Source organism: Shinella sp. OV683 (genome assembly GCF_057787725.1).
In genome coordinates, this window is sequence record NZ_CM173543.1 from 2,689,906 (window position 1) to 2,708,363 (window position 18,458).

Annotated in this window: 18 protein-coding genes; 4 read left to right on the forward strand and 14 right to left on the reverse strand. The window is 60.3% G+C overall.

Annotation, left to right across the window (positions count from 1 at the left end; translation table 11 throughout):
• Positions 1–2 precede the first annotated feature (2 nt).
• The 5 genes from ntrX to dusB all read right to left on the reverse strand — a co-directional run bounded on the left by ntrX (position 3) and on the right by dusB (position 7,443).
• Entirely contained in the window at positions 3–1,367 is a 1,365-nt protein-coding gene (gene ntrX / locus ACXHRN_RS12840) for a nitrogen assimilation response regulator NtrX (protein ID WP_488641689.1), read from the reverse strand.
• The gene (locus ACXHRN_RS12845) at positions 1,357–3,603 is read right to left on the reverse strand and encodes a sensor histidine kinase NtrY-like (RefSeq protein WP_488641690.1); all 2,247 of its coding nucleotides are present in this window, start codon (positions 3,601–3,603) and stop codon (positions 1,357–1,359) included. Before ACXHRN_RS12845 ends, ntrX begins: the two co-directional genes overlap by 11 nt.
• 204 nt (positions 3,604–3,807) lie before the next feature.
• Positions 3,808–5,262 carry a nitrogen regulation protein NR(I) gene (ntrC, locus tag ACXHRN_RS12850; protein ID WP_488641691.1) on the reverse strand — a complete coding sequence of 485 codons (1,455 nt, stop codon included), beginning with the start codon at positions 5,260–5,262 and terminating at the stop codon, positions 3,808–3,810.
• 1 nt (position 5,263) lies between these two features.
• A complete protein-coding gene (locus ACXHRN_RS12855) occupies positions 5,264–6,415 on the reverse strand; it encodes a two-component system sensor histidine kinase NtrB (protein WP_488641692.1) in 1,152 nt (383 codons plus the stop codon).
• The gene (gene dusB / locus ACXHRN_RS12860; protein ID WP_488641693.1) at positions 6,412–7,443 is read right to left on the reverse strand and encodes a tRNA dihydrouridine synthase DusB; all 1,032 of its coding nucleotides are present in this window, start codon (positions 7,441–7,443) and stop codon (positions 6,412–6,414) included. The genes ACXHRN_RS12855 and dusB overlap by 4 nt, the downstream gene beginning before the upstream one ends.
• A gap of 160 nt (positions 7,444–7,603) precedes the next feature.
• Here dusB and ACXHRN_RS12865 point away from each other — a divergent pair, with 160 nt between their 5' ends.
• Positions 7,604–8,809, forward strand: a complete 1,206-nt coding sequence (locus ACXHRN_RS12865; RefSeq protein WP_488641694.1) for a bifunctional 2-C-methyl-D-erythritol 4-phosphate cytidylyltransferase/2-C-methyl-D-erythritol 2,4-cyclodiphosphate synthase — start codon at positions 7,604–7,606, stop codon at positions 8,807–8,809.
• A 1-nt stretch (position 8,810) separates the two neighbouring features.
• Positions 8,811–9,308, forward strand: coding sequence for a CinA family protein (locus ACXHRN_RS12870; protein WP_488641695.1), 498 nt, complete (start codon positions 8,811–8,813; stop codon positions 9,306–9,308).
• 22 nt (positions 9,309–9,330) lie between these two features.
• On the opposite strand, the gene ACXHRN_RS12875 is transcribed toward ACXHRN_RS12870, so the two are convergent.
• The gene (locus ACXHRN_RS12875; protein WP_488641696.1) at positions 9,331–9,792 is read right to left on the reverse strand and encodes a type II toxin-antitoxin system RatA family toxin; all 462 of its coding nucleotides are present in this window, start codon (positions 9,790–9,792) and stop codon (positions 9,331–9,333) included.
• A gap of 135 nt (positions 9,793–9,927) precedes the next feature.
• Here ACXHRN_RS12875 and ACXHRN_RS12880 point away from each other — a divergent pair, with 135 nt between their 5' ends.
• On the forward strand, positions 9,928–10,164 hold the full coding sequence (locus tag ACXHRN_RS12880) for a type II toxin-antitoxin system ParD family antitoxin (RefSeq protein WP_488641697.1): 237 nt from the start codon (positions 9,928–9,930) through the stop codon (positions 10,162–10,164).
• 5 nt (positions 10,165–10,169) lie between these two features.
• Positions 10,170–10,451 carry a type II toxin-antitoxin system RelE/ParE family toxin gene (locus ACXHRN_RS12885; RefSeq protein WP_488641698.1) on the forward strand — a complete coding sequence of 94 codons (282 nt, stop codon included), beginning with the start codon at positions 10,170–10,172 and terminating at the stop codon, positions 10,449–10,451.
• Positions 10,452–10,466: 15 nt separating this feature from the next.
• On the opposite strand, the gene ACXHRN_RS12890 is transcribed toward ACXHRN_RS12885, so the two are convergent.
• From ACXHRN_RS12890 to ACXHRN_RS12925, 8 genes are all read right to left on the reverse strand, one after another.
• The gene (locus ACXHRN_RS12890) at positions 10,467–11,876 is read right to left on the reverse strand and encodes a pyridoxal phosphate-dependent decarboxylase family protein (protein WP_488641699.1); all 1,410 of its coding nucleotides are present in this window, start codon (positions 11,874–11,876) and stop codon (positions 10,467–10,469) included.
• A 109-nt stretch (positions 11,877–11,985) separates the two neighbouring features.
• Positions 11,986–12,954, reverse strand: a complete 969-nt coding sequence (gene lipA / locus ACXHRN_RS12895) for a lipoyl synthase (protein ID WP_488641700.1) — start codon at positions 12,952–12,954, stop codon at positions 11,986–11,988.
• Positions 12,955–12,989: 35 nt separating this feature from the next.
• Positions 12,990–13,238, reverse strand: a complete 249-nt coding sequence (locus ACXHRN_RS12900; protein ID WP_488641701.1) for a GlsB/YeaQ/YmgE family stress response membrane protein — start codon at positions 13,236–13,238, stop codon at positions 12,990–12,992.
• Between the two features lie 51 nt (positions 13,239–13,289).
• Positions 13,290–14,735 (reverse strand): dihydrolipoyl dehydrogenase, encoded by a 1,446-nt coding sequence (gene lpdA, locus ACXHRN_RS12905; RefSeq protein ID WP_488641702.1) that lies wholly within the window; start codon positions 14,733–14,735, stop codon positions 13,290–13,292.
• A 69-nt stretch (positions 14,736–14,804) separates the two neighbouring features.
• Positions 14,805–15,443, reverse strand: coding sequence for an SGNH/GDSL hydrolase family protein (locus ACXHRN_RS12910; RefSeq protein WP_488641703.1), 639 nt, complete (start codon positions 15,441–15,443; stop codon positions 14,805–14,807).
• A gap of 15 nt (positions 15,444–15,458) precedes the next feature.
• A complete protein-coding gene (locus ACXHRN_RS12915) occupies positions 15,459–16,820 on the reverse strand; it encodes a pyruvate dehydrogenase complex dihydrolipoamide acetyltransferase (RefSeq protein WP_488641704.1) in 1,362 nt (453 codons plus the stop codon).
• Positions 16,821–16,835: 15 nt separating this feature from the next.
• The gene (locus ACXHRN_RS12920) at positions 16,836–18,218 is read right to left on the reverse strand and encodes a pyruvate dehydrogenase complex E1 component subunit beta (protein ID WP_488641705.1); all 1,383 of its coding nucleotides are present in this window, start codon (positions 18,216–18,218) and stop codon (positions 16,836–16,838) included.
• The gene (locus ACXHRN_RS12925) at positions 18,218–18,457 is read right to left on the reverse strand and encodes a hypothetical protein (RefSeq protein WP_488641706.1); all 240 of its coding nucleotides are present in this window, start codon (positions 18,455–18,457) and stop codon (positions 18,218–18,220) included. Before ACXHRN_RS12925 ends, ACXHRN_RS12920 begins: the two co-directional genes overlap by 1 nt.
• Between the last annotated feature and the right edge of the window lies 1 nt (position 18,458).

Below are 18,458 nucleotides of genomic sequence, written 5' to 3' on the forward strand. Positions count from 1 at the left end.
GATCAGACGCCGAGCGTCTTAAGCTTGCGATGCAGCGCCGAACGCTCCATGCCCACGAATTCCGCCGTGCGGGAGATATTGCCCCCGAAGCGGTTGATCTGGGCGATGAGATAGTCCCGTTCGAACATTTCGCGAGCGTCACGCAGCGGCAGCGTCATGATGTGCTGGTCACCGGTCGATGACACCTTGGGCATCGCGTCGAGCACATCGGCCGGCAACATCTCGGCCGTGACCGCGCGATCAGGTCCGTCGGACTGTGCGAGGATCAAAAGCCGTTCGATATTGTTGCGCAACTGGCGGAGGTTGCCCGGCCAATCATGGGCCTGCAGGATTGCCAGTGCATCGTCGCCGATCTTGCGGGCCTTGATGCCGGCCTGCTCGCAGATCTGCCGCATGAAGATATCGACCAGGAACGGAATATCCTCGCGACGATCCGATAGCGGTGGCACGCGCACCGGCACGACCGACAGACGGTGATAGAGATCTTCGCGGAACCTGCCCTCGGAGATCATGTATTCGAGATCATAGGCGGTGGAGGAAATGATGCGTACATCCACCTTGACCCGCTTGTTGCCGCCGACCCGCTCGAACTGCTGGTCGACCAGCACGCGCAGGATCTTGCTCTGCGTTTCACGCGGCATTTCGCCGATTTCATCGAGATAGAGGATACCCCGGTGCGCCTCTTCGAGCGCACCTGTTCGGCGCGGCTGGCCCGGCGCACCTTCGGTGCCGAACAGCGCAATTTCCATGCGTTCAGGCGTGATGGTGGCCGCATTCAGCGCCACAAATGGACCGTCGGCGCGAGCGGACTTGCGGTGGATCAGGCGTGCTACAAGCTCCTTGCCGGAACCGGATGGACCAAGGATCATCACGCGGCTGTTGGTCGGCGCGACCTTGTCGATGGTCTGGCGAAGCTGCGAAACCGCCACAGACGTGCCGATCAGCTCGACGGAATCGCCAGAACGCTTCTTGAGGTCGCGCACTTCGCGCTTCAGCTGCGAAGTTTCGAGCGCGCGCTCGGCAATCAGAATCAGGCGATCGGCCTTGAACGGCTTTTCGATGAAATCATAGGCGCCGCGGCGAATGGCGTTGACCGCCATTTCAATATTGCCGTGACCCGAGATCATCACTACGGGGAGTTCGGGATAGCGGGTCTTGATCTCATCAAGCAGGCCGAGTCCGTCGAGGCGGCTGCCCTGCATCCACACATCGAGGAAGATCAACCGCGGAATACGTTCAGAAATGGCCGCGAGCGCGCTGTCGCTGTCATGCGCGGTGCGCGTTTCATGACCTTCATCCGACAAGATACCCGAGACGATGTCCCGGATGTCCTGCTCGTCATCGACTACCAGAATATCAGACGCCATGACCCATTACCTTCTTGTCCAATTCGTTCGAAACTTCGCCAACCCGCGGCAGGACCACGCGGAACATCGCCCCGTTGCCGTGATCGAAATCCGGTGGCGCATCGTGCAATTCCAGATGCCCGCCATGCTCCTCGATGATCTTCTTGACGATCGGCAGACCGAGACCGGTGCCCTTGTCACGCATGGTGATGTAGGGTTCGAGGATCAGATGACGGTTTTCCTGTGGCAGGCCTTTGCCGTTGTCGATGATATCAACAACAATGCGCTCGCCATTGGCTTCCTGCTTTGCCCGTATCATCACCTTGAGCTCATCGCGCGTCTGGTCCTCGGCCAGGGATTCGACCGATTCCACGGCATTCTTCACCAGATTGCCGAAAGCCTGGCCGAGCATGCGCGAGTCGAATTCGCCGATCAGCGGCTCATCGCCCCATTCCTGGATGAAATTGACGTGGCTGTTGCCCATCTCGCGCAGGAAGACCGTGTCCTTGAGGATTGTGCGGAGATCGACGCTCTCCTTCGACGGTTTTGGCATGCGGGCGAAGGACGAGAATTCGTCGACCATGCGGCCGATATCCTCGACCTGGCGGACGATCGTATCGGTGCACTGGTCAAAGACCGCCCTGTCGTCCTCGGCGATCTGCTTGCCATAGCGACGCTTGAGACGCTCGGCCGACAGCTGGATCGGCGTCAGCGGATTCTTGATTTCATGGGCGATGCGGCGGGCGACATCGGCCCAGGCGGTCGAACGCTGCGCCACAACGAGATCACTGATATCGTCGATAGTGATGACGTAGGATTCCTTGCCCGCGTGCGATTCTTCGCGGGTGACCTGGAGGTTGAGCGTGCGTTCCTTGCCACCACGGATCAGATTGATTTGCCGGCGGAATTCGGCGCGGTGGCGGGTCGCGGCTTCCGAGAGCGCAGCATCGATTTCCGGCGCGACATCGGCAAGCTTCTCGCCGATCAACTCGTCGGGCGCGCGGCCCAGCAGGATCGCTGTCGAGGGATTGGCAATGGTGATGGTCCGGTCGTCCTCGACGCCGATAACGGCGGCGGTCACACCCGACAGCACGGCTTCGATGAAGCGGCGGCGATCGTCCACCTCATCCTTGGCAACGAGGATTTCGTCGCGCTGGGTGCGGATTTCCGAAATCATCTTGTTGAAGGTGCGCGACAGGCTGCCGACGTCGCCATCGATGGCGCGAACCGGCACGACCACATTGAGATTGCCGCCGGCGACGCTGTCTGCTGCACCGATCAGCAAGCGGATCGGCCGGACGATACGGTCGGCGACCGCGATCGCCGCCCAGATCGCCGCAAGCAGCACGATGAGAGCAAAGCCGACATAGATGATGCCAAAGGCGATCTGCGTCGAGATCTTGCCTTTGTCCATGTCCTTATATTCAGCGGCATTCTGCTCCATCAGGTGCAGCGCCTTCATCACATCGGGATCGACAGCGCGGATCGTGTAGAGATAGCCGTCGATCTGATCGAGATTGATGACGGCGCCGACGAGATTGGTGGTTCCGGGCGGGATCAGCGTCGGCTTGCCCGACACGGCCGCAGCCAGTGCATCGCGCGGAATTTCCGGTATCGGCTGGTCGGATTGGACGTCGGCCTTGAGAATGGCAGAGCCATCGCTGTTGATCAGGAAGGCGCCAAGAAGTCCCCGGCCCTTGGTCTGACGGGTCAACAGATCGGTGAAGCCGGAACGATCGAGCGCGAAAAGCTGGCGGTTGCGGTCAAGGTCATTGGCCATCGAAACCGTCTGCCCTTGAAGGTAGCTCGCGTTTTCCTTCACATAGGCCTGGGCGACGTTGATCGACGAGCTGACGATTTCCTGCGTGCGCGCGCTGAACCAGCGATCGAGGCCGGCATTCAGGGTCAGCGAGGCGATGATGGCAACCAGGATCGCCGGCGCGATCGCGACAACCGAGAACAGCGTCACGATGCGGATATGCAGTCGAGCAGCGGCCCGGCCACGGCGGCGTGCCTTGACCAGCCGATAGAGTTCGTAGCCGACGAGTGCCATAAGTGCTGCTACGAAGAGCGCGTTGATGACGACCGAGGCCACAACCACATTGGCTACGGGCTCGATCGGCGTGAAGCCGAGCAACACTGCGAGGGTGGCAAGTGCCGCCAGCAACGCACCGCCGGCAACCGCGATGCCGGTCGAGGTGGAGATGCCTCGCCGGTCGAACTTGGTCACTGTGTTTTCGTTACCCTCGTCGGGCATCGCGCAGCTTTCCCGTAAATTCCGGCAAAATGCCGGCTGTTGCAGTTTTGATGGCCGCCAAAGCCGCCTCCCGCCGTGGCGAGAAAGGGCTTCAAAGCGAAAAGGTCTTTTCACCCGGACGGCTCGAATCGAGCGCCCAAACGAACAATGCGTTGCTATAGAGCAACGCATTGTGGCGAAAATGCAACGTAAATTGGTTGGAGGTCAAGCCATTCGGGCACTGCGATAGACGGTAACCCCCAATTCGCGGATCTTTTTTCTGAGCGTATTGCGGTTCAATCCGAGCAGATCCGCTGCCTTGATCTGGTTGCCGCGTGTTGCCGTCAGAGCCGCGAGGATGAGCGGATACTCCATTTCGGCCAGCACGCGGTCGTAAAGGCCGGGCGGCGGCAGGTTGTCGCCGAACTCTGCGAAATAGCTGCGCATGTTCTCTTCCACCGCCTGTGAAATCGAAACCGAGCCGGAGCGGGCGTCGGCCTTCTCGGCGGGGCTGGCGGCCGAATCGGGCTTGAGCTCGGCGTCAGCGATCTCGCGGGTGATGACGTCCTGCGGATAGAGCGCGGTCAGTCGGCGGACGAAGTTCTCCAACTCACGGACATTACCGGGCCAGCCATAGGATTTCATCACCTCAAGCGCTTCATTGTCGAAGCGCTTCGGCGCCATGCCTTCCTTTTCGGTCATCTGCACGAAATGCCGGACGAGATCGGTGATGTCTTCCGCACGCTCGCGAAGCGGCGGCAACCGCAGCGGCACGACATTGAGGCGATAATAGAGGTCTTCGCGAAACAGTCCCTGATTGATCGCTTGTTTCAGATCCTTGTTGGTCGCAGCCACAATGCGGACATCGGTGCGGATCGGCGTACGGCCGCCAACCGTGGTGTATTCCCCCTGTTGCAGAACACGCAGCAGCCTTGTCTGCGCATCCATCGGCATATCGCCGATTTCATCGAGGAAGAGCGTGCCGCCCTCGGCCTGTTCGAAGCGGCCGGTCGAGCGCGCCTGGGCACCGGTAAACGCCCCCTTCTCATGGCCAAACAGTTCCGATTCGATGAGATCGCGCGGGATCGCCGCCATGTTGATGGCAACGAAGGGGCCGTTGCGGCGCTTGCCGTAATCATGCAGCGCACGCGCCACCAGTTCCTTGCCGGTGCCGGATTCGCCGGTGATCATCAGCGTCAGGTCCGTCTGCATCAGCCGGGCGAGGACGCGGTAGATTTCCTGCATCGCTGCTGAGCGGCCGACGAGCGGCATACCATCCTGGCCGTCATCCTCCTGGCGCGGTGTCTTGCGCTTGGGCTCCGAGAGCGCGCGGCCGACGATGCCGATCAGTTCCGTGAGGTCGAAAGGCTTGGGCAGGTAGTCATAGGCGCCCTTTTCCGACGCCTTGATCGCGGTCATGAAGGTGTTTTGCGCGCTCATCACCAGAACCGGCAGTTCCGGGCGAAGGCGCTTGATGCGCGGCAAAAGATCGAAGGCGTTTTCATCCGGCATCACCACGTCAGTGATGACGAGATCACCCTCGCCTGCCGAGATCCAGCGCCAGAGGGTTGCGGCATTGGAGGTGATGCGGACATCGTAGCCGGCGCGGCTGAGGGCCTGGTTCAGAACCGTGCGGATTGCGGCGTCATCGTCTGCGACGAGAATAGTAGCGGCACTCATCTCAGTTTCCCTGATTGTTGTTGTCGACCATGTCCTCGGCCGGTGCGTTGCGCGATGCCGGCATGAGGACGCGGAAGATCGTCTTGTTGTTCTGGCGATCGCATTCGACGATGCCGCCGTGGCCGCCGATGATCTTGGCGACCAGCGCCAGTCCCAGCCCCGAACCATTGGTCTTGGTGGTGATGAACGGATCGAAGAGATGCGGCACCAGGTCGTCCGGCACGCCGGGACCATTGTCGATGACGCAGAATTCGAGCGGCAGCGAGACTTTCTCACGGCTGCCAGCCACCGAGATACGGATGCCCGGGCGATAGGCCGTGGTCAACATTACTTCCGCATCGGGGCGGTCCGCCACGGCTTCTGACGCATTCTTGATCAGGTTGAGGAAGACCTGGATCATCTGGTCGCGATTGGCATGCACGGCCGGCAGCGACGGATCATAGTTTTCGGTGATCTTGATGTTACGGGCAAAGCCCGCCTTGGCGACGGCTTTTACGTGATCGAGGATCGAGTGAATGTTGCACGGCGCACGGTCGACCGGCCGCTCGTCGGAAAACACCTCCATCCGGTCAACCAGCGAGACGATGCGGTCGGTTTCCTCGCAGATCAACTGGGTCAGCGCCCGGTCCTCGTCGCTGACCTGGGTCTCCAGCAACTGGGCTGCACCACGGATGCCGGACAGCGGGTTCTTGATCTCGTGGGCCAGCATCGAAGCAAGGCCGGTCACCGAACGCGCTGCGGCGCGATGTGTCAGCTGCCGGTCGATCTTGTCGGCCATCGAGCGCTCCTGGAAGACGACGACCACCGAGCCCGGATTGGTCAGCACCGGCGCCACATAGATGTCGACCAGCTTGTCGGCGCCGAGGCGCGGCGAGCTTAGGTCGACACGATATTCATTGACCGGCGCCTTGCGCTCACGGACCTGGTCGATCAGCGTCAGCATGGGGCTGCCGAACGGGATATAGGCATAGATCGTATGGCGGGAGAGATGGCTGGCGCTGGCACCGAAGAAAGCTTCCGCTTCCCAGTTGGCGAAGGCGATATAGCCGTCTTCGTCCACCAGAATAACTGCATTCTGGATGGCATTGAGCACACCCATGGCAAGTTCATTCACCGAATTCTGGGTTTTGCGTTTCAAGGGATCACCGTTCATGCGGCTTCTTCCTGGGAGGAAGCAGAAACCGCCGGGTTGAGAATGATGTCATGCATATTGCTGATCACGGCCTCCGGGTCGTGGGATGTCAGAATTGCGGTGCGCCGCTCCGCAGAAAGCGCACCGGCGAAACGGTCGAGCGTCCAGCCGACATGCTTGCGGGCATGGCGCAAGCCCGGCAGTCCGCCGTAGAAGTCAAGCGTCATGCGGTAATGCCGCTCAAAGATTGCTGCGATCTCCTCGCGACCGGGCGCAGTCCGCATGCCGGATAGGACTCCAGCATGCCAAGGCCGGCCCTGCGCGCCACGGCCCAGCATGACACCATCGGCACCGGAGAGTTCAAGGATCGCTTCGACATCTTCCGTGGTCTCGATGTCGCCATTGGCAATCAGGGGAATCGAGATCGCCTCGCGTACGGCAGCGATCTTAGACCAATCCGCCCTGCCCTCGTAGAACTGCATGCGGGTGCGGCCATGAACAGTGATCATCTGCGCGCCGAGATCCTCTGCGGCATGCGCCAGCTCCGGTGCGTTGAGCGAACTGTCGTCCCAGCCGAGCCGCATCTTGACGGTCACGGGCACCTTGACGGCCTTGACCGTCGCTTCGATGAGGGAAATCGCCAGTTCGGGCTCGCGCATCAAAGCCGAACCCGAAAGTCCGCCGATGACCTTCTTGGCCGGGCAACCCATATTGATGTCGATGATGTCAGCGCCATTGGCTTCGGCGATGCGCGCGCCTTCCGCCATATAGTGGGCGTCGCGACCAGCAAGCTGGACGATATGCGGGTTGATCCCCGAATTCTGCAGTCGGGACCACGATTCAGCCGAATTGCCGACCAGTTCGCGGCTGGCGACCATCTCGGTAACGACGAAGCCCGCGCCGAACTCGAACGCAAGCTGCCGGAACGGCAGATCCGTCACGCCCGACATCGGCGCAAGAGCAACACGGTTGCGAAACGCCACCGGCCCGATCTGCAAGGGTGATTTCAAAATCTCAGAATTCAACTGCTCATCTTTCAGGCACTGCATTGTTGTGCATTATTTTTAGACAGATTGGAAGAGCTTGCCAAGTGAATTCGCATGCCAGCCTAAAAAACAAGCGCGCTCTACCGTGAAGCGCACTGGTCAAGCCGAAGCGCTGTCTATAAACCGGCTTGAGCACATCTTAGCAGGCGATTTTTCGAACAATATGAACCGAAATGAACCATCCTCCATTGGCATCCTGATCGTTGCGGCCGGGCGCGGCGAGCGCGCCGGCAGCGCTTCGGACGGCCCCAAGCAATATCGCATGATCGGCCAGCGGCCAGTGATTTCAGAGACGCTTTCGCGATTCCTCTCCTGGCCGCAGAGCGGGCCTGTTGTCGTCGTCATCCATCCCGATGACCAGGCGCTGTTTGACCAGTCGATCGCAGGCCTCTCCCATTCTACGGAAATACGGTCCGTTTATGGCGGCGCCACCCGTCAGGCGTCAGTGCTCAACGGTCTCGAGGCAATGGCCGGAACCGGCGTCAGCCATGTGATGATCCAGGATGCCGTTCGGCCCTTCGTTTCGGACACCTTGCTCGACCGCGTGCATAGCGCGCTCGCAGAGGGCGCCGAGGCCGTGCTACCGGCGACGGCCGTCGCCGACACTTTGAAGCGCGGTTCGAAGGATGGCTTTTCCATCGAGACCGTCGAACGCGCCGGCCTTTATGCCGCTCAGACGCCGCAATCGTTTGCCTTCGAGCCGATTCTGGCCGCCCATCGCGCGGCGGCGAAATCCGGCCTATCCGATTTCACCGACGACGCTTCGATCGCAGAATGGGCTGGTATCCCCGTGAAGCTGGTCGACGGAGACCGGGAAAACGTGAAGCTCACACTTGCACGCGATATCGAACTGGCGCACGAAAAACTGATGAAACGACAGATTCCCGATGTACGCACCGGCAACGGCTATGACGTCCACCAGCTCGAACCGGGCGATGGCGTGACGCTTTGCGGCGTGTTCATTCCGCATGATCACAAGCTGAAGGGCCACTCCGATGCCGACGTGGCGCTGCATGCGCTGACCGACGCCTTGCTCGCTACTTGCGGCGCCGGCGATATCGGCGATCACTTCCCGCCTTCCGATCCGCAATGGAAGGGCGCGCCATCGAAGATTTTCCTGGCGCATGCGGCAAAGATCGTTCGCGAGCATGGCGGTACGATCATGAATGCCGACGTCTCGCTGATCGCCGAGGAACCGAAGATAGGCCCGCACAGGCAAGATATGCGAAAGGCGATGGCCGATATTCTGGGAATCGATCTTCAGCGGTGCTCGGTGAAGGCAACGACAAATGAAAAGATCGGCTTTATCGGCCGTGGCGAAGGGATTGCAGCCATAGCAACCGCCACAGTCGTCTATGGGGGAATTTGAGATGTTTGATAAACACATATTGGCGCTCGCCCAGGAAGTGGTCACGCTCTGCACCGAGAAGAACGTGATGGTGGCGACAGCCGAGTCCTGCACCGGCGGACTGGTTGCAGGCGCGATCACCGAAATCCCCGGTTCGTCGCAGGTGCTGGAGCGCGGTTTCATCACCTATTCGGATCAGGCCAAGACCGAAATGCTCGGCGTCATGCCGATCACGCTCAAGCAATACGGTGCTGTGTCCAAGGACACATCGCTGGAAATGGCACATGGCGCCCTCGCCCGCTCGGAAGCCGGAATCTCCGTTTCCATTACCGGCATTGCCGGACCAAGCGGCGGTTCAACCGGCAAGCCGGTCGGCCTCGTGCACTTCGGCGGCCGGCATTACAAGGGCGCGATGATCCACCGCGAAATGAAGTTCGGCGACATTGGGCGCGACGAAGTACGAATGGCGTCGGTCGAAGTTGCGCTTGAGATGATTATCGAATTGGCGAAGCTGGGCTGAGGTTCAGCCGGGCCGAATAACTTCAGCCGGGCAGATTGACCGCATAAATCTTGTCGGCGCGCTTCTCGAAGGCGTCCGTGAACATGCGGAAGGCTCGGTCGAACATCGAGCCCATCAGAGCGCCGAGAATGCGGCTCTTGAATTCGTAGTCGATGTAGAAATGCACCTCGGAGCGCCCGCCTTCGACATCTAGAAAGCGCCAGGTGTTGGTGAGGTATTTGAACGGGCCATCGATGTATTTGACCTCGATGATTTTCTCGTCGGGCTTCAGCAGCACCTGTGTGGTGAAGGTCTCCCGGATCGCCTTGTAGCCGACGCTCATATCGGCAATCAGCAACGTCTTGCCATCCCGCTCCTTGCGGTTCTGCACATGCAGCGCCTCGCAGAGCGGCAGGAACTCCGGATATTTTTCGATATCCGCGACCAGGGCATACATCTGCTCTGCGGAGTGATTGGCGATGCGGGTGGTCTCGAACTGTGGCATGGTGCGGGCAAAACGTCGTGCTTAAGAGGAACTCTAGTGTTTCACGACTTAAGGCCGAGTTGCGCCATTAACAAGTGACTCCCTTTGACAATTTCTACGCAGCAATGCGATAATTCAACGAAAGGAGAGACCCAAATGGCCAGTGTGAACATCTCGCTGCCCGAGCCCATGCAGCAGTGGGTAGAAGGCCAAGCGAGTTCCGGCAGATACTCCGATGCCAGCGATTACATTCGCGACCTGATACGCCAAGATCAACAGCGTCTTGGCAAGATCGCGGCTATGCAGCGCTTGGTCGATGAAGGCCTCGCAAGCGGGGTCGGCGATGAGACGATGGCCGATATTCTTCGTTCGATGCAAAGCGCAGCGGAATAGTACGCGTGACGTATCGGCTTACAAGAAAAGCAGCCGAGGACCTCCGCCACATTCATTCCGAAGGCAAGCGCCTTTTCGGCGTCAGACAGGCAAACAAATACCATCTCTATCTACAGGCGGTTTTCAACATTCTGTCGGACAATCCCGAACTTGCCAGAGAGCGAACAGAGATTTCTCCGCCGGTAAGAATTCACCCCTGCGGGTCTCATCTGGTCATTTACGTCAAATCGAACACTGACATTCTGATTATCCGTGTCCGCCACCATCGCGAAGACTGGGCTTCCTAGAACTAAGCTTTACCTTCACGCGTTCTTGTAAACCACTCGTCGATAGACAGCCAAGATAGCCTCCACCACTATATCCGCCTCCTTCTCGTCGCTCTGATAGTTCGACACCGAAATCCTCATCACCTGCCCGTCACGCCACTTCGCGCCGCCGGCGAAGAGCGTGCCATCGGCTTGCAGCGCGGCGATTACGTCCGTCGTCACCTGGTCACCATCGGCATCGCTGCGGTCCGCCCCGAAGCGTACGATCACCTGGTTGAGATTGACGTCGTTGAGAACAGCAATGCCTTGCTCCGCCGCCAGTTTCTCGGCCATCCGCGCAGCCGCATTGCAATTGCGGGCGATGAGGTCGGCGATACCCTCGCGGCCAAGATGCTTGATCATCGCCCAGGTGGCAAAACCGCGCGCGCGACGCGAAAGTTCTGGAACGTAGTGCGAGGGGTCGCGTTCATCGTCACTTGCCGCAGGAAGGTAGCTCGCAGCAATGGTCATGGCGCGGCGATGAGCTGCTTCGTCGCGGACGATGGCGTAGCCGCAATCATAGGGCGTTTGCAGCCATTTGTGGCCATCGGTTGCCCAGCTGTCGGCAAGATCGATGCCTTTCGTCAGGTGCCGCTTTGCGGGCAAGACCTGCGCCCAAAGGCCGAATGCGCCATCGACATGGACCCAGGCGCCCTTTTGTTTTGCAAGCGGGATGATCGAGGCGAAATCATCGAAAGCACCTGAGTTGATCTGCCCGGCTTGCAGAATCACGATTGTGGGTCCGTCGACCGTTCCGATGATGCGCCCGAACTCCGAAACCGCCATCCGCCCCTCCCCGTCGGTCGGCACGCGCAGCACCCGGTCATGGCCGAGCCCGAGAAACTGGAGTGCGGAAAACACTGTCGTGTGGGCATCATCGCCGATGATAACCGTAATCGGCGGCGCACCAAACAAGCCCTGTCGATCGGCATCCCAGCCGACTTTTGCGAGAACCGCGCTACGGGCGGCTGCAAGGCTGGTGAAGTTGGCCATGGTCGCGCCGGTGACGAAGCCGACCGACGCGCTTTCGGGCAGGCCGAGCATTTCGATGATCCAGCGCCCGGCGATCAGTTCGGCGGCGGCGGCGGACGGGGTTGCAATATGGTTGCCGGCGTTCTGACCCCAGGCGGACGTCAGCATATCAGCCGCCACTCCAACCGGATGCGAGCCGCCAATTACCCAACCATGGAAGCGTGGTGAGGTCATTGCGTGCAGGCCGGGCTCGACCCGGCTCACCAACTCATCGATGACCTTTTGCGGTGACATGGCGTGGATCGGCAGATCCTCGGAGAGTGCAGCAACTGATGCGGCATAGTCTCTCTCAGGACGATGCAATCGCTCGGTTGATCCCTGACGATAACGCGCAGCATGCTGGGCTGCCTTGGCAAACAATGTCGAAATATCCATTTCCACCTCCCGACAGTGCCGTGGAATGCACAGAAGCCCGCGCTGACGGAGCGCGGGCTTCTGACTCTTCAGTGAGGTTTTATAAAATGCAACCCGAAAAACTCGGGCTTTATGCCGAGATCTTGGACAGCATCTTTTCGCGCGCCGCGCGCAACCTGGCAAAGTCGTCGCCAGCGTGATGCGAGGAGCGGGTCAGCGGGCTCGAGGCGACCATCAGGAAGCCCTTGGTATAGGCGACCGTCTCGTAGGACTTGAACTCCTCTGGCGTGACGAAACTCACCACCCGGTGATGCTTGCGGGTCGGCTGCAAATATTGGCCAATGGTGAGGAAGTCGACATCGGCGACGCGCAGGTCATCCATCAGCTGCAGCACTTCGTTGCGCTGTTCGCCCAGGCCGACCATGATGCCCGACTTAGTGAACATTGTCGGATCGAGTTCCTTGACCTGCTGCAACAAGCGGATCGAATGGAAATAGCGAGCGCCCGGACGAACCGTCAGATAGTTCGACGGCACGGTTTCGAGATTGTGATTGAACACATCCGGTTTTGCCCTGACGACACGCTCGAGCGCGCCGGGCTTGCGCAGGAAATCCGGCGTCAGGATTTCGATGGTGGTCAGCGGCGAGGCCTCACGGATCGCCCAGATGACTTCCTCGAAATGCTGCGCACCACCATCATCGAGATCGTCGCGGTCGACGGAGGTGATGACGACGTGGCTGAGGCCCATCTTCTTCACCGCCTTGGCGACGTTGGCGGGCTCTTCACGATCCAGCGCCAGCGGCCGGCCGGTCGCGACGTTGCAGAACGCGCAGGCGCGCGTACAGATCTCGCCCATGATCATGAAGGTGGCGTGCTTCTTGTCCCAGCACTCGCCGATATTCGGGCAACCCGCTTCTTCGCAGACGGTCACCAGATTATGCGATTTTACGATTTCGCGGGTTTCCTGGTAACCCTTGGAGACCGGCGCGCGCACGCGAATCCAGTCCGGCTTGCGCATCACCTCGTTGTCGGGGCGATGCGCCTTTTCCGGATGCCGGACCCGCTTTTCGGGGCTCAAAGTGTCAAGGATGGTGACCATGATGTTTTCCGCGTCCTGCGCCGATCGTGTCGGCGCTATTTCCTTATCAGCTTTACGACGAACAGCAGCACGCATGCGCCGATGAAGCCGGTAATAAGATAGGCGAGCCAGCCGCCGGTTACAAATATCTGGAATTGCCGCAGAATTGCATTGGCGACGACCGAGCCGATGATCCCGAGAAGGATATTCATGAAGATGCCGTGGCGGGCGTCCATGAACTTGCCGGCAAGCCAACCTGCAAGGCCGCCCATCAGAATTGCGCCAATCCAGCCGATTTCGATCATGCCAAAATTCCTTTCACGTTGTGCCTGCAAAAAGCCGCTCGGACCGATCGATCAAGCGTTGAGCGCCCGTCCATAAGCGTCGAGCACGCTTTCTTTCAGCGTTTCCGAAATGGTCGGATGCGGGAAGATCGTGTGCATCAGCTCTTCTTCGGTCGTTTCGAGATTCATCGCCACGACAAAGCCCTGGATCAGTTCGGTGACTTCGGCGCCGACCATATGGGCGCCGAGCAGCTCACCGGTCTTTTTGTCGAAGATCGTCTTGACCATGCCCTGGTCTTCGCCGAGTGCGATGGCCTTGCCGTTGGCCACGAACGGGAAGCGGCCAACGCGGATGTCGCGGCCGAGTTCTTTCGCCTTTGCTTCGGTCAGGCCAACCGAGGCGACCTGCGGATGGCAATAGGTGCAGCCCGGGATCTTCAGCTTGTCCATCGGATGCACATTCGGCAGGCCGGCGAGCTTTTCGATGCAGATCACCGCCTCATGCTCGGCCTTGTGGGCCAGCATCGGCGGGCCGGCGACATCACCGATCGCATAGATGCCCGGCACGTTGGTCTTGCCGTAGCCATCGATGGCGATGAAGCCGCGATCGGTCTTGATGCCGAGCGTTTCAAGGCCGATATTCTCGACATTGGCCTGCACACCGACCGCCGAGATCATCCGGTCGGCGGTGATGGTCTGAGTCTTGCCGTCCTTGAGCTCGATCGTCGCGGTAACGGAATTGGCTGACTTCTCCACCTTGGCGACCTTGGCGTCGAGCAGGATCTTCATGCCCTGTTTTTCGAACTGCTTTTTGGCCAGCGCCGAGATTTCCGTGTCCTCGACCGGCATCACCTGGCTCATGATCTCGACCACCGTGACATCAACGCCCATGGTGCGGTAGAAGCTGGCGAATTCGATGCCGATGGCGCCGGAGCCCATGACCAGCAGCGATTTGGGCATTTCCTCGGGCTTCATCGCCTCGAAATAGGTCCAGATCAGCTTGCCGTCCGGCTCGATGCCGGGCAAAGCGCGCGGCCGGGCGCCGGTGGCGATGACGATATGCTTGGCGGTGTAGATGCCCTCGCCCAATGTGTTCTTGGGCAGCGGCGCCTGCGGTTCCATCGGCTTCTTGGTGGTTTTGGAGACCAGAATTTCGCCGGGCTTGGTGAGCTTCGCCTCGCCCCAGATCACGTCGACTTTGTTCTTCTTCATCAGGAATCCGACGCCGCCATTCATGCGCTGGGCAATGCCGCGCGAACGGGCGACGATCGCCTTGAGATCCGGCGACACGGTGCCCTCGATCTTGACGCCATAATCGCCGGGATGCTGGGCGTAGTGGAGGATTTCGGCGGAGCGCAGCAGCGCCTTTGTCGGGATGCAGCCCCAGTTGGAGCAGATGCCGGCGAGATGCTCGCGCTCGACGATCGCCGTCTTCAGCCCGAGCTGGGCCGCACGGATCGCAGCAATGTAGCCGCCGGGGCCGGAGCCGATGATGATGACGTCATATGCGTTCGACATGGGTGTTTCCACTTCCTGGCAAATTTCTGTTGCAGCCTCACGCGGCTGCTTTACCGGCCTTTCGGCCTGCTAAATTCCGAGCAGCATTCGAACAACAGGCTCCAGCCCCTTGCCCACTGCGCGCGTATTTTCCGCATCCATATGCACGCCATCGATCGGCGTTGTCCTGGCCACCGATCCGGCATCGAAGAAGGCGCATTCGAGTTCGTCTGCCAGATCGGCGTAGACCGAGGCGAGCGACTGGCTCTCCTCGATCCGGCCGGCAAACATAGGGCCAAGCAGCGCGTGCTCGGTTTCGCTGAGCACCGGCGGCGCGACGATCAGGATTTCCGGCCCCTCAGTCTCGACCGGCCAAGCGTGGTGGCGGATGAGCTCCACCAAGCGTTTGATGCCATGGCCGACGATAACAGCATTGTTGGCATAAACCGGCTTCAGGTCATTGGTGCCGAGCAGGATAATGACCAGATCGAGCGGCGCATGCGTATGCAGGACCGTCGGCAGCATACGGGCGCCGTTGCGATCGCAATCCGCCGTATAATCGCTATAGACGGTCGTGCGGCCATTCAAGCCCTCGGGGATGACGCGCACGCCATGCCCGAGACCTTTCTGCAGCACCGATGGCCAGCGATCCTCATAGGCATGCCGCGCGTCGGTTGTCGCATCGTAGCCCCAGGTCAGGCTGTCGCCAAAGCAGAGAACGGTTTTCATGCGCGTTCCCGCCTATCAGACCAGCATGCCCATCGGATTTTCGATGTAGCGCTTGAAGGCACCGAGCAGCTCGGCACCCAGCGCGCCATCGACGGCGCGGTGATCGGTCGAAAGCGTGACCGTCATCACCTGGGCAATGACCATCTGCTTGTTCTTAACGATCACCCGCTCCTGGCCTGCACCGATCGCGAGGATGGTTGCATGCGGAGGGTTGATGACCGCGGCGAAGTTCGAAACGCCCATCATGCCCATGTTGGACACCGATGTGGTGCCACCCTGGAACTCTTCGGGCTTCAGCTTGCGTTCCTTGGCGCGCTTGCCGAGATCCTTCATCTCGTTGGAGATGGCGGACAGGCTCTTCAGCTCGGCATGACGCACGATGGGAGTGATCAGGCCACCAGGGATCGAGACGGCGACGCCGACATCGCTGTGCTTGTGCTTGACCATGTTGGTGTCGGTCCAGGAGACATTGGCGTCCGGCACGTCGCGAAGCGCGAGCGCCATGGCCTTGATCACCATGTCGTTGACCGAGAGCTTGTAGGCCGGACGATCGTCCTTGCGCGGCGCGGCGTCGTTGAGCTGTGCCCGCAGTGCCAGAAGCGCATCGAGCTCGCAGTCGACCGACACGTAGAAATGCGGGATCGTCTGCTTGGATTCGGTGAGGCGCTTGGCAATGATCTTGCGCATGCCGTCATGCGGCACGAGTTCGTAGGAACCAGCTTCAAACAACTTGAGCACGGCATCTTCCGGCATGCCCTTAGCGAGCGGCGCAGCGGCAGCTGGAGCGGCCCCGACGGCAGGGGCCGCAGCCGGAGCTGCCTTGCCAGTGCCGGAGGTCACGGCCTTTTCGACATCTGATTTCACCACGCGGCCATGCGGCCCGGAGCCAGCAATCGCAGATATGTCGAGGCCGGCGTCCTTGGCCAGACGACGTGCGAGCGGCGACGAGAACGGGCGCGAACCACTGGACGAGGATCCGGCAGCAGGTGCGGACGCTGCGGCAGGCGCCGGAGTAGCGGCCGGTGCAGGAGCGACGGCGACAGCTGGAGCAGGCGTTGCGGCAGGCGCGGCTTCAGCTTTGGGCGCCGCGGCTGGGGCTGCACCGCCGCCAGCAGCTGCGGCCTTCACATCTTCGCCTTCGACGGCGAGGATGGCGATCACGGCATTGACCTTGACGCCTTCAGTCCCGGCCGGAACGACCAGCTTGGCGACAACGCCTTCGTCAACGGCTTCGACTTCCATCGTCGCCTTGTCGGTTTCGATCTCGGCGATCACATCGCCTGACTTGACCGTATCGCCTTCCTTGACCAGCCATTTTGCGAGGTTGCCCTCTTCCATGGTTGGCGAGAGCGCAGGCATGGTGATGTTGATGGGCATGACCTTGCCTCCCTCTTACTTGTAGCAGACGGCTTTGACGGCATCGATGACTTCGCCGACATTTGGCAGAGCCAGCTTTTCGAGATTGGCCGCATAAGGCATCGGCACATCCTTACCGGCGATCGTCAGGATCGGCGCGTCGAGATAATCGAAGGCTTCGCGGTTGACGCGGTTGGCGATGAAGTCACCCACAGAGTTCTGCGGATAGCCTTCCTCGACCACGACCAGGCGGCCGGTCTTCTTGACGGACTCGATGACAGTGGGCAGGTCCATCGGGCGGATGGTACGCAGGTCGATCAGTTCGACGTCGATGCCGAGCTTTTCGAGTTCTGCGATTGCCTTCAGCGCGTAAGTCATGCCGATACCGAACGACACCATGGTGACGTCCTTGCCTGCCTTGTGGATACGGGCTTTGCCGATCGGCAGGACGAAATCATCCATCTTCGGCACGTCGAAGGACTGGCCGTAGAGGATTTCGTTTTCGAGGAAGATCACCGGGTTCGGATCGCGGATCGCCGCCTTGAGCAGGCCCTTGGCGTCGGCTGCCGTGTAAGGCATCACGACCTTGAGGCCCGGAATATGGCTGTACCAGGCAGCGTAACATTGCGAATGCTGGGCGCCCACGCGAGCAGCAGCGCCATTCGGGCCACGGAACACCATCGGCGCACCCATCTGGCCGCCGGACATGTAGAGCGTCTTGGCGGCGGAATTGATGATCTGGTCGATTGCCTGCATGGCGAAGTTGAAGGTCATGAATTCGACGATCGGGCGAAGTCCGGTCATTGCCGCACCGACCGCCATGCCGGCAAAGCCGTGCTCGGTGATCGGGGTGTCAACGACGCGCTTGGCGCCGAATTCCTGCAGCAGGCCCTGGGTGACCTTGTAGGCGCCCTGATATTCCGCGACTTCCTCGCCCATGACGAAAACGTCGGGATTGGCACGCATTTCCTCGGCCATCGCATCGCGCAGGGCTTCGCGGACGGTGGTCGAAACCATTTCGGTGCCGGCCGGGATAGACGGATCGGCGAGTGCCTTGGCGACGGGAGCCGCAGGAACGGGCGCGGCAGCAGCGACAGGTGCCGGCGCTTCCGCAGGCGCGGCAGCCGGAGCCGCTTCAGCCTTCGGCGTGGGCGCCTTGGCATCAGAGGCGCTTTCACCATCCTGCAGCAGCAAGGCGATCGGCGCGTTGACCTTGACGCCCTCGGTGCCGGCGGCAACCAGTTGCTTGCCGAGAACGCCTTCATCGACGGCTTCGACTTCCATCGTCGCCTTGTCGGTTTCGATTTCGGCAATCACGTCACCGGATTTCACGGTGTCGCCTTCGTTCTTCACCCACTTGGAGAGGGTTCCCTCTTCCATGGTCGGCGAAAGCGCTGGCATGAGAATCTCTATCGGCATTATTTTACCTCCCAACGACCTTTGGTCGCGGTTTTCGTATCTTTGAATTTTCCACTGTCACGTAGGCGCTGAGCAGACCACCGCATATCGTATTGCCACGAGTAGAAGAGGTCGCCACTCGCACGCAAATCAACTTCGTGATTGGCCCAAATCCAGCGAGCGACCTCGTTCAGCGTTGCTGACCCACCAGAGGCAGTCACAGCATCAAATACAACATCATCGAGATCATCTCGGATCATG

Excerpts from the sequence above, each read along its gene's own strand:
- ACXHRN_RS12890 (WP_488641699.1), bottom strand. The coding sequence starts at position 11,876 with ATGGATATTTCGACATTGTTTGCCAAGGCAGCCCAGCATGCTGCGCGT.
- ACXHRN_RS12925 (WP_488641706.1), bottom strand. The coding sequence starts at position 18,457 with ATGATCCGAGATGATCTCGATGATGTTGTATTTGATGCTGTGACTGCC.
- ACXHRN_RS12910 (WP_488641703.1), bottom strand. The coding sequence starts at position 15,443 with ATGAAAACCGTTCTCTGCTTTGGCGACAGCCTGACCTGGGGCTACGAT.
- ACXHRN_RS12880 (WP_488641697.1), top strand. The coding sequence starts at position 9,928 with ATGGCCAGTGTGAACATCTCGCTGCCCGAGCCCATGCAGCAGTGGGTA.
- ntrC (WP_488641691.1), bottom strand. The coding sequence starts at position 5,262 with ATGAGTGCCGCTACTATTCTCGTCGCAGACGATGACGCCGCAATCCGC.
- dusB (WP_488641693.1), bottom strand. The coding sequence starts at position 7,443 with ATGCAGTGCCTGAAAGATGAGCAGTTGAATTCTGAGATTTTGAAATCA.
- ACXHRN_RS12875 (WP_488641696.1), bottom strand. The coding sequence starts at position 9,792 with ATGCCACAGTTCGAGACCACCCGCATCGCCAATCACTCCGCAGAGCAG.
- ACXHRN_RS12915 (WP_488641704.1), bottom strand. The coding sequence starts at position 16,820 with ATGCCCATCAACATCACCATGCCTGCGCTCTCGCCAACCATGGAAGAG.
- ACXHRN_RS12870 (WP_488641695.1), top strand. The coding sequence starts at position 8,811 with ATGTTTGATAAACACATATTGGCGCTCGCCCAGGAAGTGGTCACGCTC.
- ACXHRN_RS12900 (WP_488641701.1), bottom strand. The coding sequence starts at position 13,238 with ATGATCGAAATCGGCTGGATTGGCGCAATTCTGATGGGCGGCCTTGCA.
- lipA (WP_488641700.1), bottom strand. The coding sequence starts at position 12,954 with ATGGTCACCATCCTTGACACTTTGAGCCCCGAAAAGCGGGTCCGGCAT.
- ACXHRN_RS12920 (WP_488641705.1), bottom strand. The coding sequence starts at position 18,218 with ATGCCGATAGAGATTCTCATGCCAGCGCTTTCGCCGACCATGGAAGAG.
- ntrX (WP_488641689.1), bottom strand. The coding sequence starts at position 1,367 with ATGGCGTCTGATATTCTGGTAGTCGATGACGAGCAGGACATCCGGGAC.
- lpdA (WP_488641702.1), bottom strand. The coding sequence starts at position 14,735 with ATGTCGAACGCATATGACGTCATCATCATCGGCTCCGGCCCCGGCGGC.
- ACXHRN_RS12865 (WP_488641694.1), top strand. The coding sequence starts at position 7,604 with ATGAACCGAAATGAACCATCCTCCATTGGCATCCTGATCGTTGCGGCC.
- ACXHRN_RS12845 (WP_488641690.1), bottom strand. The coding sequence starts at position 3,603 with ATGCCCGACGAGGGTAACGAAAACACAGTGACCAAGTTCGACCGGCGA.
- ACXHRN_RS12855 (WP_488641692.1), bottom strand. The coding sequence starts at position 6,415 with ATGAACGGTGATCCCTTGAAACGCAAAACCCAGAATTCGGTGAATGAA.